Below are 12,742 nucleotides of genomic sequence, written 5' to 3' on the forward strand. Positions count from 1 at the left end.
TCAGTTGTCCCTCTAGGTACGGATTAAGGTGGCTTTCATGACCACGCAACCAAAATTTACTGGTAGTAAAGTATATAACAAAAGGAAATATTTGCTTAGAGTGGTGCTGATACCCAGATTTGAACTGGGGACCTCACCCTTACCAAGGGTGCGCTCTACCGACTGAGCTATATCAGCACTCGGAAAGATTGGAGCGGGCAGCGGGAATCGAACCCGCATCATCAGCTTGGAAGGCTGAGGTAATAGCCATTATACGATGCCCGCACACGTATTTAACCCTAAGAGCTATTTCCTTAAGAATATGGTGGAGGGGGACGGATTCGAACCATCGAAGGCAGTGCCGGCAGATTTACAGTCTGCTCCCTTTGGCCACTCGGGAACCCCTCCAAATTTCAAATCTTCTCTCTTTATATAGTAGAGAAAAGATGGTGCCGACTGCCGGAATCGAACTGGCGACCTACTGATTACAAGTCAGTTGCTCTACCTACTGAGCTAAGTCGGCGCATAAGTGGGGCGAATTCTATTGAATGATTTCTTTGCTTGCAAGTGTTTAAAGAAAAAAAAATACAATTTTATCTCGTTTTTATCTATTTGTTGTTTTTTCAAGCAGTTTTCGTAGGAACTAACGAAATATATCGCCATTCTTTGTTGCTTTATCTTCTTCTTGAGGTATGTTGCTCTTTTATCCGATTTCTACCGTTGGAAAGATTATGGATCCTTATCTCTCATTCGACAGACGCCAGTGGTCGGATCTTCGTAATTCCGTTCCCATGACTTTGTCAGAAGATGATTTAGTTGAGCTACAAGGCATCAATGAATCATTAAGTATGAAAGAAGCTGTTGAAATCTACTTGCCATTAGCGCGATTACTGAACCTCTATGTTGCAGCCAGACAAAGCCGCAATACCATTTTAAACCAATTTTTAGGCCATACCGACATTGCACCACCGTTTATTATTGGTATCTCAGGCAGTGTTGCTGTCGGAAAAAGTACAACAGCAAGACTGCTCAAAGCACTATTGTCTCGCTGGCACAACCATCCCAAAGTTGAACTCATTACTACCGATGGATTCCTTTATCCCAATGAAGTGCTGTTAGAAAAAGGCATTATGCAGAAAAAAGGATTCCCGGAGTCGTACGATATCAAACGTCTGGTACAGTTTGTTTCTGATGTCAAAGCAGGAAAGAAAAACATCTCAGCTCCCGTTTATTCTCATCTGACTTATGACATCACCGGCGAAGTTAAAACAGTTGATGCACCCGATATTTTGCTGATTGAAGGTCTCAATGTTCTACAAAGCGGGATGGATTATCCCCATGCCCCACACCGCGTTTTTATTTCAGACTTTCTGGATTTTTCCATCTATGTCGATGCTGAATCATCTCTCATTGAAAAATGGTATATCGAACGCTTTATGAAGTTCCGCAATGGAGCCTTTAAAAGACCGGGCTCCTATTTTAGTCACTACACTAAACTGAGTGAATCGGAAGCCAGCTCTATCGCGAGAAATATCTGGCAAGCGATCAATGGGAAAAACTTGCAGGAAAATATTTTACCAACGCGGGAAAGAGCGCAACTGATACTCCGTAAGGGCATCAACCACACCGTTGAAGAAATTCTGCTGCGACAGTAATTCTGCTGCGAAACAGTGTTAAGTGGGGCTCACATGTTACCCAGAGCAAACATACGCCCCCATGACTGAAATCATCTCAATCGCTACATAATTCAGGACACTGCAGGATGCTCATTACCGCGCAGAGAAATCTCCCCGCCGACATAACTTTCAATGCCCCGTTCTGTTTCCAATAACACGGCACCATGGGCATCGATACCTCGTTCGATACCTGTAATTACACGCTCTCCCATTAATAGTTTAACGGGACGATCAATGAAGTTATCGACTTGATTCCATCTTTCGACAAAGTTCCCCATCCCCTCACGCTCGTAGGTTTCAAGCGTGCGAGTCCAAGACTGGATTAATGCAACTGCCAGCGCATTACGATCAATATGATTTTTGCCGATCACCTGAGACAGACTACTCCAGGGCTGATCAATCTGTTGCGTCTGCGGTGCCATGGATAAATTCATGCCCATACCTATGACGAGATGCGCAGCTTCACCGGCTTGCCCTGACACTTCAACCAAAATACCGGCTAGTTTCTTATCCTGATAGTACAAATCATTGGGCCATTTCAGTTTAATCTCATCAACACCGAGCGTTTTCAGTGCATCAACAACTGCGACGCCGACCACCAGACTCAGCCCCATAGCAGCCGCCATACCTGCATCCAGTCGCCAGTACATCGAGAAATACAGATTCGTCCCGAATGGAGAGACCCAGTGTCTCCCCCGTCGTCCCCGGCCTTTTTGCTGATATTCAGCAAGGCAAACCGTTCCTGAGGTTAATGCACCGACACGATCCAATAGATACTGGTTGGTCGAATCAATAATCGGATGTAAATGGACCGGTGTAGAAACGTGGCTCTGAATATAGTGTTGATCCAATAACTGCATAGGCTGGGCTAGCTGATAGCCTTTTCCCTGCACGCGAAATACATCAACCCCCCAATCCTGAATCCCGCGGATATGTTTGCTGATGGCAGCTCTGGAGATTCCTAAAGTGGTCCCCAATGCTTCACCGGAATGAAAACCGCCATCGGCTAAGGTTGACAGGATCGTCAGCTTGGCATGATGTTCTTTCATCATTGTTGCTCCTTCAGCCACATATCCAAATAAACTTCGCTGCTGCGCCCGATAAATCGCACTTCATGCTCCAAAGTAACACCATACTTTTCGTAGACGCTACGATATACATGCGCTGCAAGCTGAATCACATCCAAAGCTGTCGCGTGTTGACGGTTAATCAGGACTAACGCCTGCTGTGCGTGAATTGCAGCCCCACCGATTTGAAAACCTTTCAAACCACATTGATCAATTAGCCAGCCGGCTGCGACCTTCACACCTGATGAAGCTGGATAACTCACAACATCAGGATGATTCGCGGCCAGTGTCCGAAACTGCGCCTCCGTCAGCACCGGATTCTTAAAAAAGCTACCGGCATTACCAATCAATGACGGATCGGGAAGTTTACGGATGCGGATATCACAGATGCAGTCAAATACTTCGGCGGGTGAGCAGTTGCTCGCTAACTGTTGCAATGGCCCATACTTCAGACGAGGCTGCCATGCTTTAGTAAGCTTTAAGCCGACCCCAACCACAACCGCCTGCTGGTAAAGCTGATGTTTGAAAATCGAATCACGGTAACCAAATAAACATTCGGCACGATTCAAACGAATGACTTGAAACGTCTCTAGACAAAGATAATCAACATAGTCACACACATCCTGAAATTCGATGCCATAAGCACCGATATTCTGAATTGGCGCACTCCCGGCACATCCGGGAATCATGGCTAAATTTTCAAGTCCGGGAATTTGCTGCGACACACACCATTCCACCAATTCAGGCCAGCCTTCACCGCCCTGAACATGCAGAAAATAGTGGCTTTCATCTTCCCTTACATCAATGCCCCGTAGCTGATTGAGAATCACAACACCTTCATAGAACTCAGTAAACAACACATTACTGCCTTTACCGAGCACCATTTTCGGTAGCGATTGCCATTGTGGATCACGATAAACATCCATTAATTCTGCAACCGTATTGACCGTCACTAACACCTGACAAGACTGCTCGATACCAAACGTATGATAAGCACTGAGATTTTCGTTGAGATATATTTGCATGGTTTTCTTTAAATCACATAGACTACGGCTATTCTATATCAGATGAAGACCATTCAGACATTCTATGGATCATTTATCTTTCGAAATGTTAGATCCACTCAAATTTCCTTTGGTGCAACGCTTTTATAAACAGCACTACCCGACAGCAAAACCAAAACGTAATGAACACATTTATACTGCGCGCCTTGCCAATCAACTATGTGCCGTAGTGCGCTTTCGTCCCATTGGTACTTCACATCTGCTTTTAACGGGCATGGCAGTGGCTACAGAATTGCGCGCTCAAGGCATCGGTCATCAGCTATTGAACTATTGTGACGCACATGTGCTCAATCAGCATGTCTTCTGTTTTGCTTATCGCCATTTAGAAAATTTTTATCATCAACACCATTTTAAAGTTCAATCACCACAGGCGCTGCCGATAGAAATCAATCATCTCTATCAACGTTATCGCCACCAAGGCAGAGATATACTTCCGATGCGATATTTCCCGTCGCGTCAGAAGTAAAACCCCGTCATTTTCTGTTCATTTTTTGCGGACAAGCGGAAATGATCAGTCTGAAGTGACTTAGATATAGCCATTCATTCATCGAATTTGATAGTATCAGGGCTTTGCTATATCGCATCCACTTGAATTGAAGGTACCGCATCCACGATGATTGCTCGTAGAAATCTATTCGAACAGCTACCCACTATTGCGCTAGAGCCGAAAGATTTTCAAGTCCTGTACTCTGCAGAACAATTTCGGCATCACTTGATTCAGGCGATTCGACAAGCCAATCACAGAATTTATATTGTTGCACTCTACCTTGAAGCTGATGATGCCGGTCAGGAAATTTTTTCTGAGCTTTATGCAGCCAAACAAAGAAACCCTCAGCTCGATATTGTGGTCTGTGTTGACTGGCACCGTGCTCAACGAGGCCTGATCGGTGCGAAGCAGTCTCAGGGAAATGCTGTGATGTATGAATCATTTGCCCAAGACAGTGAACATCCCATCGCGGTTTATGGTATCCCGGTCCGAGGGCGGGAAGTGTTCGGTGTATTACATCTCAAAGGCTTCATTGTCGATGATGAAGTTATCTATAGTGGCGCAAGTCTGAACAACATTTATCTGCATTATCAGAATCGTTACCGCTTTGACCGCTACCACTCATTTCACAACCGACATCTTGCCGACTCGATGGTCAAATTTATCTGCGATCACTTATTGTCTCATCCAGCAGTCAATAATCTGGCCAATCCGTCACGTCCTGCAACCAAAGATTTGAAAACGATGATTCGCCAGTTCAGGACCCAGTTGGCACAAGCAACCTATCAGGTACCTGATCAGCCTGTCACACCGGAACAGATCGGTCTGACCCCATTGGTTGGGCTTGGTAAGCGAAGTAATCGACTGAACCAATATATCAGTCACCTGATTGCCCAAGCGCAAGAAGAAATTATTATCTGCACGCCTTATTTTAATTTCCCGAATAATATTGCTAATCAGGTGAAAAAAGCACTCAGACGAGGGGTGAAAATTCACATTATCGTCGGCGATAAAACAGCCAATGATTTTTACATTCCACCAGAAGAAACCTTTAAAACAATTGGTGGGTTACCCTATTTATATGAATTGAATCTGCGCCGTTTTGCAAAATCAAACGAAGCCAGAATTGCCAGTCGGCAATTATCGATTCATTTATGGAAACATGATGACAACAGTTTTCACTTGAAAGGGGTATGGGTCGATAAACGTTATATGCTTATCACCGGCAGTAATCTCAATCCCAGAGCGTGGAAACTTGATCTGGAAAACGGCATCCTGATTCAGGATCACCATGCCCACCTTCAGACCCAGTTTGAACACGAATTCGACAATATTCTTCAGCACACGCAATTAGTCTGTACTTATAAGCAATTGGAAGATTTAGAAAACTATCCGGCTGAGGTTCAGCGCTTACTGAAACGGATTCGTCGGGTAAAAGCCGACCGGATTTTAAAACAGATTCTTTAGATTGTTTCAAACGTCCGTTTAACCCATTAAAAAGCCTCCGTCCGGAGGCTTTTTCGTACACATCATGACAGATCAAATCAGATAAACGCAAATGCATCGCCATAGATACGTTCACTTCTCGCGTGCTTATTTTGAGTAAACTGTTCCCGAGCTGCACCCGCCATATCAAACCGGCCTGCGATATAGATATCAAATTCTTCCAACGATTCGAAATCAGTACTGACCGCTTGCAACACATTACCGACTTTCCCGTCCCAAAGCGGATCAGTAGATATTTCCACAACGGGTGTAAATGTGAGTCTGGCATGTTGAGAGGCTAAATCACGTAATTCGTCTAACGCATAGAGCTGGAGGACATCTTTTGCTCCCCAATACAGAAAAATATCACGCTGAATATTTTGGTTCAGGCAGTGATCCAGAATCGAACGTACATAACTGAATCCTGTCCCACCGGCAATCAACAACAAAGGACGCGTCGTATCTTCTTTGAGCCAAGCATCCCCATGAGGTACATCGATAGTGATTTCACCATCATGCTGCAATGCTGCGTTCATCGCATCAACGACTTCACTGGCGTAGGCGTTATGTTCAGCGGCCCCAATATGTAATTCAAGTTCGCCACCTTTCCGGCATGGACTACTGGCAATCGAAAACGGACGTTTATCTCCCTCTGCCATCACCACCATCAGATACTGACCCGCATGGAAATCAACGGGTGACTCCGGTTGGAGAAGAATACGATAGGTATTGCTGGCTAAAGGCTGAACTGAGTTTACTTTACATGTTATGATCATTCTGATTCCTCTTCCTTACTCATCCCAAGTAAGGACTAAATGACTTTGAGCATAAGCCTGACAGGAAAATATCCATCCCTGCGACTGCTCTTCTTCCGTCAGCATCGGTTCGAGTTGATAGGAAACGACTCCCGAAAGTTTTTTACACAAACACATCCCACACGCACCAACCCGGCAACGATGTGGGAAAGGGATTTGCTGACGAATTGCCGCATCCAACACGGTTTGGCCGCGTTCCACGGTAAATTCAATATTCTCGGGCAGCAATCGTACCGTAAAGGTCATAAGATTCCTAACTCATCCCAGATCGCATCGATCTTGCTGACAACTTCCGGATCTTTACGGATCTCTTTACCCCACTCTCTGGCTGTCTCGCCTTCCCACTTATTGGTTGCATCCAATCCCATTTTAGAGCCAAGCCCTGAAACCGGTGATGCAAAATCCAGAGAATCGATGGGCGTGCTTTCAACCATCGTTGTATCCCGGGCTGGATCCATCCGCGTGGTAATCGCCCAGATGACATCTTTCCAGTCTCGTGCATTGATATCATCATCACAGACAATCACAAACTTGGTATACATAAATTGACGTAAGAAAGACCAAACCCCCATCATGACTCGCTTGGCATGACCGGGATACTGCTTTTTGATCGTAACGACAGCCATTCGATAAGAACAGCCTTCAGGGGGAAGATAAAAATCGACAATTTCCGGAAACTGCTTTTGTAGAATGGGCACAAAAACTTCGTTTAATGCTTCCCCGAGAACGGCGGGTTCATCCGGTGGCCTTCCCGTATAAGTACTATGATAGATTGGCTGCTTTCTCATTGTCACATGGGTGACAGTAAAGACATGATGACGCTCAACTTCATTAAAATAGCCGGTATGATCGCCATAAGGTCCTTCGTCTGCATACTCATTCGGATCAATATATCCTTCGAGTACAATTTCAGCGCTGGCCGGCACTTCCAGATCATTGCTAATGGATTGAACAACTTCGGTTTTACTGCCTCTCAACAGTCCGGCGAATGCATATTCGGAAAGCGTATCGGGCACAGGTGTCACTGCGCCCAGAATTGTTGCCGGATCAGCGCCGAAAGCGACAGAGACCGGAAATGGTTCCCCGGGATGCTCAACCTGCCAGTCTCGGAAATCCAGAGCTCCGCCACGATGCTGAAACCACCGCATAATCACTTTATTCTTACTGAGTTTCTGTTGCCGGTAGATCCCCAAGTTTTGCCGTTTTTTCGTTGGTCCTTTGGTGATAGTCAGTCCCCAGGTCAACAGCGGAGCCACATCACCCGGCCAACAACGCATCACTGGAATTTTATCCAAATCAACATCATCGCCTTGCCAGATGATTTCCTGACAGGGCGCTTTTTTCAAACGCTTCACCGGCATATTCAAGACCTGTTTAAAAACCGGGAGCTTATCGAGCGCATCTTTAAAGCCTTTAGGCGGTTCAGGCTCTTTCAGGTAAGCAAGCAACTGACCGATTTCACGCAGCTCACTGACATCAACACGTCCCATCCCCATCGCGACGCGTTGCGGTGTACCAAACAGATTTGTCAGTACCGGTATGTCATAGCCAACTGGATTTTCAAATAAAAGTGCAGGCCCACCAGCTCTTAAAGTCCGATCACAGATCTCGGTCATTTCATATTGAGGGTCAATCGGATGCTGAATACGTTTCAATTGACCATGCTTTTCCAAATAGTCGATAAAATCGCGTAAATCCTTAAAAATCATAAGACTTCTGCCTGAATGTTATATCGAAGGCAGTATAACAAAAACGAAACAACTCTGAATTTTCTTTTTTCTATTGTGTTAATGCTCTTCAGTGGTGTTGCCATAATACAGGTACGCTATGCTATAAATAATGGCATGACTATCTCAATACTTGGCTCAGTACACGAAGCTTCATTTGACGGTTTGCTTTGACTAATTCATCCAGCCAATTGCCATATCCGGCATTGACTAAGACCTGTGCAACATAGGGGGCTTCTTCCTGACTCAACTCCTGAACCAAATACGTTTTGACCTGTTCAGGCATTGGATTAAGGCGAATCAGAGCCTCAATTGCCTGTGATCTCAAACTCGGGTTCTTACTCGCCGCCATCACTTGCTGCACAGAAAAATCATCCTTCAAACCAGACAAGCGGGTCAATTCCGCTTCAGAGTTATCATCTGATTTCATCAACCACAATAGCCGATACACATCTTGATTTTGACTGGTTCGTGCCAATGCAACCATGACGCGCGTTGAAGGCAACCAGCTACGAACGCTTGCATCAATCACCTGCTTTGCCAAATAGTTCAATCCCGGCTCCGATAAGCTCCCCAGTTCCTGAATTAACAAAGATTCCCGGGCATGACGCTGGCGTTTATTTTCGGACAACCATTGTTGTAAAGGCAGCTCATGCCGTTCAACTTTTAACACGAAGTCAAGGACACTTTTTTCCTGCTGCCAGGTTTTGACTAAACGGCTGGCAACCGAAGGGTAATCAAATGCTGGTGTGGAAAATTCGAATCCTTCACCCTGGTTAGTAAGATAATAAACAGGTGGAATCAAACGCTGTTGTTCGACAAAGCGTTCTACTTGTACAGAAAAGATGGTTTTTTCTTGTTCGAGGGTCTGAAGTAACAAGAAACGAACAGCTTCTTGCTGAGGCAAGGCCAGCCGCTGCAAAGCAAAATTGAGCGAATCGATTTTATCATCAGCAATCAGCTGTTTGAACGCAGCCACTTGGTGCTGAATTGTAGGAGCTTGTAACAATTGATTACGGCTTTGTGCATCCAATGATTGCGCAGAAACCGAAAAGCAAATGAAACAGAAACAGAGCAGGAGTTGCGGTACCCACGTTCCTTGTGGCATGTGTTAACCTCCATGTAACATCTAATTTTCATTTTCGGTGCATATTTTGTGAAATGCAAGAAAAAGCGCCACCGTTTCCGGTGGCGCTTTCATTGTCAGAACAGTCTTTGTTACTGGCGTCTCATAGCATCAAAGAACTCATCATTGGTCTTTGTCATCGCCAGTTTATCAATGAGGAATTCCATCGCATCGCTTTCTCCCATCGGGTGAACGATTTTGCGCAAAATCCACATTTTCTGTAACTCGTCGGTTTTAGTCAGTAACTCTTCACGACGCGTTCCTGAACGGTTGAAGTCGATCGCAGGGAATACACGTTTTTCTGCAATCTTACGGTTCAGGTGTAATTCCATATTCCCTGTCCCTTTAAACTCTTCGTAGATGACTTCGTCCATCTTCGAACCCGTATCAACCAGCGCTGTCGCGATAATTGTCAAACTGCCGCCTTCCTCGACATTACGAGCCGCACCGAAGAAACGCTTAGGGCGATGAAGCGCATTCGCATCCACACCACCTGTCAGGACCTTGCCCGAAGAAGGAACAACCGTGTTATATGCACGCGCCAAACGTGTAATTGAATCCAATAAGATCACAACGTCTTTCTTGTGTTCAACCAGACGTTTCGCCTTCTCAATCACCATTTCTGCCACTTGAACGTGGCGAGATGCCGGTTCATCAAAAGTAGAAGCAATCACTTCACCTTTGACCAGACGTTGCATTTCTGTCACTTCTTCCGGACGTTCGTCAATCAACAGCACCATCAAAATACACTCGGGATGGTTGTAAGCAATGCTTTGAGCAATATTTTGCAGCAGCATCGTTTTACCAGCCTTCGGTGGTGCGACAATCAATCCACGCTGACCTTTTCCGATCGGTGATGCTAAATCCAAGACACGAGCGGTAATATCTTCAGTCGAACCGTTGCCTCGCTCCATCACCATTCGTTCGTTGGCATGTAGCGGTGTCAGGTTTTCAAACAAAATCTTATTTCGGGCGTTATCCGGTTTATCGTCATTGACGGTATTGACTTTCAGCAATGCAAAGTAGCGTTCACCTTCTTTCGGTGGCCGAATCTTCCCAGCAATCGAATCACCTGTACGCAGGTTGAAACGACGAATCTGACTCGGTGACACATAAATATCATCCGGTCCAGCCAGATAAGAGCTGTCTGCACTACGCAAAAAACCAAAGCCGTCCTGGAGAATTTCTAATGCGCCATCACCAAAGATGTCTTCACCACTTTTTGCGTGAGCTTTTAAAATAGAGAAGATAATGTCTTGTTTTCTTAAACGCGCCAGGTTTTCAAGCCCCAGACTCTCACCCAGCTGCACGAGCTCAGACACAGGTTTGTTCTTTAATTCTGTTAAATTCATTGTGGTGGATACTTGTTTAGTCAAAATTAGGATCTGTTTAGTAGTGTTAAGATGGATTTGGCCTCAGGATTGACCAAGAAGTGAACATATGATTCATTAGTGTGCGATAACCTAGCACTATTTATCAGACTAGTCTAGATTTTGTTTTATTTCCATGTGCAAAACCGTACATATCTCTATGTACGGTTTTCAGCCATTATAAATTGGCGTCTAAAAACTCTTTGAGCTGAGTCTTTGACAACGCGCCAACTTTTGTTGCTGCCACATTACCATTTTTAAACAGAAGTAATGTTGGGATACCACGAATACCAAATCTTGGTGGCGTACCCGCATTTTGATCGATATTTAATTTACCGATCGTGAGCTTACCTTCGTACTCATCAGCAATTTCATCCAAAATCGGCGCAATCATTTTGCATGGACCACACCATTCTGCCCAGAAATCAACAAGTACAGGGACTTCAGCATTGATTACACTACTTTCAAACGCGTCATCGGTGAGTTGCAAAATCTTATCACTCATCTTTAACTCCAATGTATTTTCTTGGACCAGTTGCATAACAACCAGTAATTTTGATGCTCTATTGGAATGTATTTACTTCCGTATTGCAAGCTTAAGCTGATATTCTATAGTGATGAAAAAGACGCATATCACAGAGCAAAAATTCGCCGACTTGGGATTAGACCCTCAAGTTACAGCAGGTTTGGAACAAAAAGGGTTTGCTTATTGCACCCCTATCCAAGCCTTGGCGCTGCCGGTAGTGCTCTCCGGCCGTGACATTGCAGGCCAGGCCCAAACAGGGACTGGTAAAACGCTTGCGTTTCTTACTGCAACCTTTAATCATCTGCTAACTGCACCTGCTCAAGAAGAACGGGAGCCAACTCAGCCACGAGCGATTATTATGGCACCAACTCGTGAATTAGCGATACAAATTTTTAACGATGCAGAACCACTCGTCCAAAGTACCGGCTTAAAAGTCGCACTGGCCTATGGTGGTGAAAGTTACGATAAACAGCAGTCAAAACTACAACAAGGTGTTGATATTCTTATCGGAACAACCGGTCGGATTATCGATTTTTACAAGCAAAAAGTCTTTCATCTGAACCATATTCAGGTTGTCGTTCTTGATGAAGCGGACCGAATGTTTGATCTTGGTTTTATCAAGGATATTCGTTTTCTGTTCCGTCGAATGCCGCCACCGAAGAATCGGCTGAACATGTTATTTTCCGCCACCCTCTCCTATCGGGTTCAGGAACTAGCATTTGAGCACATGAACAATCCGGAACATGTTGTCGTCGAACCGTCGCAAAAAACCGGACATCGAATTAAGGAAGAACTGTTTTACCCATCGAATGAGCACAAAATGGCTTTGTTGCAAACCCTCATTGAAGAAGAGTGGCCAGACAGAACAATCATTTTTGCCAATACCAAACATAAGTGTGAACGGGTTTGGGGACATCTGGCTGCCGATGGTCATCGCGTCGGGCTACTGACCGGTGATGTGCCACAGAAAAAACGGGAACGCATTCTGGAGCAATTTACTCAGGGTCAATTGGATATTTTAGTCGCGACCGATGTGGCTGCGCGAGGACTGCATATACCTCAGGTGACTCACGTCTTTAACTATGATTTACCGGATGACAGTGAAGACTATGTCCACCGGATTGGCCGGACGGGCAGAGCCGGAGAGAGCGGTTATTCGATTAGCTTCGCCTGCGAAGAATATGCTATCAATTTACCGGGAATAGAAACCTATATTGAACATTCCATTCCGGTTTCTGATTATGATGCATCAGCACTATTGACTGACTTACCCAGTCCGTTAAGACTTGCTTCATCCAACACATCAAGAAGAACCAATACTGGTGGTTCGCGGTCCGGACGTCAGAATGGACGTGGTAATAATTCATCCAGAAAACGTCCGCGACAAAACAACCACCAGAATAGAAATAGCTGAGTGAAT

11 protein-coding genes, 4 tRNA genes and 1 pseudogene are annotated in these 12,742 nt (G+C 45.1%); 4 read left to right on the top strand and 12 right to left on the bottom strand.

Going from position 1 to position 12,742, the window contains the following annotated elements:
• Window positions 1-101 precede the first annotated feature (101 nt).
• The 4 genes from VRK_RS17960 to VRK_RS17975 all read right to left on the bottom strand — a co-directional run bounded on the left by VRK_RS17960 (window position 102) and on the right by VRK_RS17975 (window position 502).
• Window positions 102-177: transfer RNA gene (locus VRK_RS17960), tRNA-Thr, on the bottom strand.
• Between the two features lie 12 nt (window positions 178-189).
• Window positions 190-264: transfer RNA gene (locus tag VRK_RS17965), tRNA-Gly, on the bottom strand.
• Between the two features lie 38 nt (window positions 265-302).
• Window positions 303-387 (bottom strand) — tRNA-Tyr (locus tag VRK_RS17970).
• A 39-nt stretch (window positions 388-426) separates the two neighbouring features.
• A tRNA-Thr gene (locus VRK_RS17975) sits at window positions 427-502 on the bottom strand.
• Window positions 503-710: 208 nt separating this feature from the next.
• On the opposite strand from VRK_RS17975, the gene coaA reads away from it, so the two are divergent.
• Window positions 711-1,634, top strand: a complete 924-nt coding sequence (gene coaA, locus VRK_RS17980; RefSeq protein ID WP_059122887.1) for a type I pantothenate kinase — start codon at window positions 711-713, stop codon at window positions 1,632-1,634.
• A gap of 92 nt (window positions 1,635-1,726) precedes the next feature.
• On the opposite strand, the gene birA is transcribed toward coaA, so the two are convergent.
• Window positions 1,727-2,704 carry a bifunctional biotin--[acetyl-CoA-carboxylase] ligase/biotin operon repressor BirA gene (gene birA, locus VRK_RS17985; RefSeq protein WP_059123220.1) on the bottom strand — a complete coding sequence of 326 codons (978 nt, stop codon included), beginning with the start codon at window positions 2,702-2,704 and terminating at the stop codon, window positions 1,727-1,729.
• Window positions 2,704-3,747 (bottom strand): UDP-N-acetylmuramate dehydrogenase, encoded by a 1,044-nt coding sequence (gene murB / locus VRK_RS17990; protein ID WP_059122888.1) that lies wholly within the window; start codon window positions 3,745-3,747, stop codon window positions 2,704-2,706. The genes birA and murB overlap by 1 nt, the downstream gene beginning before the upstream one ends.
• A 64-nt stretch (window positions 3,748-3,811) precedes the next feature.
• Here murB and VRK_RS17995 point away from each other — a divergent pair, with 64 nt between their 5' ends.
• Together VRK_RS17995 and pssA are read left to right on the top strand one after the other, a co-directional pair.
• The gene (locus VRK_RS17995) at window positions 3,812-4,252 is read left to right on the top strand and encodes a GNAT family N-acetyltransferase (protein ID WP_059122889.1); all 441 of its coding nucleotides are present in this window, start codon (window positions 3,812-3,814) and stop codon (window positions 4,250-4,252) included.
• A 147-nt stretch (window positions 4,253-4,399) separates the two neighbouring features.
• Window positions 4,400-5,740 (top strand): CDP-diacylglycerol--serine O-phosphatidyltransferase, encoded by a 1,341-nt coding sequence (gene pssA / locus VRK_RS18000; RefSeq protein ID WP_059122890.1) that lies wholly within the window; start codon window positions 4,400-4,402, stop codon window positions 5,738-5,740.
• A gap of 77 nt (window positions 5,741-5,817) precedes the next feature.
• Here pssA and fre read toward each other — a convergent pair whose 3' ends face one another.
• From fre to trxA, 6 genes and pseudogenes are all read right to left on the bottom strand, one after another.
• The gene (gene fre / locus VRK_RS18005) at window positions 5,818-6,534 is read right to left on the bottom strand and encodes an NAD(P)H-flavin reductase (RefSeq protein WP_059122891.1); all 717 of its coding nucleotides are present in this window, start codon (window positions 6,532-6,534) and stop codon (window positions 5,818-5,820) included.
• Between the two features lie 15 nt (window positions 6,535-6,549).
• Window positions 6,550-6,819 carry a 2Fe-2S iron-sulfur cluster-binding protein gene (locus VRK_RS18010; RefSeq protein WP_059122892.1) on the bottom strand — a complete coding sequence of 90 codons (270 nt, stop codon included), beginning with the start codon at window positions 6,817-6,819 and terminating at the stop codon, window positions 6,550-6,552.
• Window positions 6,820-6,863: 44 nt separating this feature from the next.
• Window positions 6,864-8,282: pseudogene (gene ubiD / locus VRK_RS18015) on the bottom strand (4-hydroxy-3-polyprenylbenzoate decarboxylase); the annotation flags it as partial.
• Window positions 8,283-8,421: 139 nt separating this feature from the next.
• Window positions 8,422-9,408, bottom strand: coding sequence for a hypothetical protein (locus VRK_RS18020; RefSeq protein WP_059122894.1), 987 nt, complete (start codon window positions 9,406-9,408; stop codon window positions 8,422-8,424).
• A gap of 110 nt (window positions 9,409-9,518) precedes the next feature.
• Window positions 9,519-10,778 carry a transcription termination factor Rho gene (gene rho, locus VRK_RS18025; RefSeq protein ID WP_059122895.1) on the bottom strand — a complete coding sequence of 420 codons (1,260 nt, stop codon included), beginning with the start codon at window positions 10,776-10,778 and terminating at the stop codon, window positions 9,519-9,521.
• A 196-nt stretch (window positions 10,779-10,974) separates the two neighbouring features.
• The gene (trxA, locus tag VRK_RS18030) at window positions 10,975-11,301 is read right to left on the bottom strand and encodes a thioredoxin TrxA (RefSeq protein WP_059123221.1); all 327 of its coding nucleotides are present in this window, start codon (window positions 11,299-11,301) and stop codon (window positions 10,975-10,977) included.
• 112 nt (window positions 11,302-11,413) lie between these two features.
• On the opposite strand from trxA, the gene rhlB reads away from it, so the two are divergent.
• Window positions 11,414-12,736 carry an ATP-dependent RNA helicase RhlB gene (gene rhlB, locus VRK_RS18035; protein ID WP_059122896.1) on the top strand — a complete coding sequence of 441 codons (1,323 nt, stop codon included), beginning with the start codon at window positions 11,414-11,416 and terminating at the stop codon, window positions 12,734-12,736.
• Window positions 12,737-12,742 lie beyond the last annotated feature (6 nt).

The sequence above is a fragment of the Vibrio sp. MEBiC08052 genome, assembly GCF_001506075.1.
Lineage (GTDB): Bacteria > Pseudomonadota > Gammaproteobacteria > Enterobacterales > Vibrionaceae > Vibrio.

Bases quoted from the DNA above. Each gene is read 5' to 3' on its own strand.
- coaA (WP_059122887.1), top strand. From the start codon at position 711: ATGGATCCTTATCTCTCATTCGACAGACGCCAGTGGTCGGATCTTCGT.
- birA (WP_059123220.1), bottom strand. From the start codon at position 2,704: ATGAAAGAACATCATGCCAAGCTGACGATCCTGTCAACCTTAGCCGAT.
- murB (WP_059122888.1), bottom strand. From the start codon at position 3,747: ATGCAAATATATCTCAACGAAAATCTCAGTGCTTATCATACGTTTGGT.
- VRK_RS17995 (WP_059122889.1), top strand. From the start codon at position 3,812: ATGGATCATTTATCTTTCGAAATGTTAGATCCACTCAAATTTCCTTTG.
- pssA (WP_059122890.1), top strand. From the start codon at position 4,400: ATGATTGCTCGTAGAAATCTATTCGAACAGCTACCCACTATTGCGCTA.
- fre (WP_059122891.1), bottom strand. From the start codon at position 6,534: ATGATCATAACATGTAAAGTAAACTCAGTTCAGCCTTTAGCCAGCAAT.
- VRK_RS18010 (WP_059122892.1), bottom strand. From the start codon at position 6,819: ATGACCTTTACGGTACGATTGCTGCCCGAGAATATTGAATTTACCGTG.
- VRK_RS18020 (WP_059122894.1), bottom strand. From the start codon at position 9,408: ATGCCACAAGGAACGTGGGTACCGCAACTCCTGCTCTGTTTCTGTTTC.
- rho (WP_059122895.1), bottom strand. From the start codon at position 10,778: ATGAATTTAACAGAATTAAAGAACAAACCTGTGTCTGAGCTCGTGCAG.
- trxA (WP_059123221.1), bottom strand. From the start codon at position 11,301: ATGAGTGATAAGATTTTGCAACTCACCGATGACGCGTTTGAAAGTAGT.
- rhlB (WP_059122896.1), top strand. From the start codon at position 11,414: ATGAAAAAGACGCATATCACAGAGCAAAAATTCGCCGACTTGGGATTA.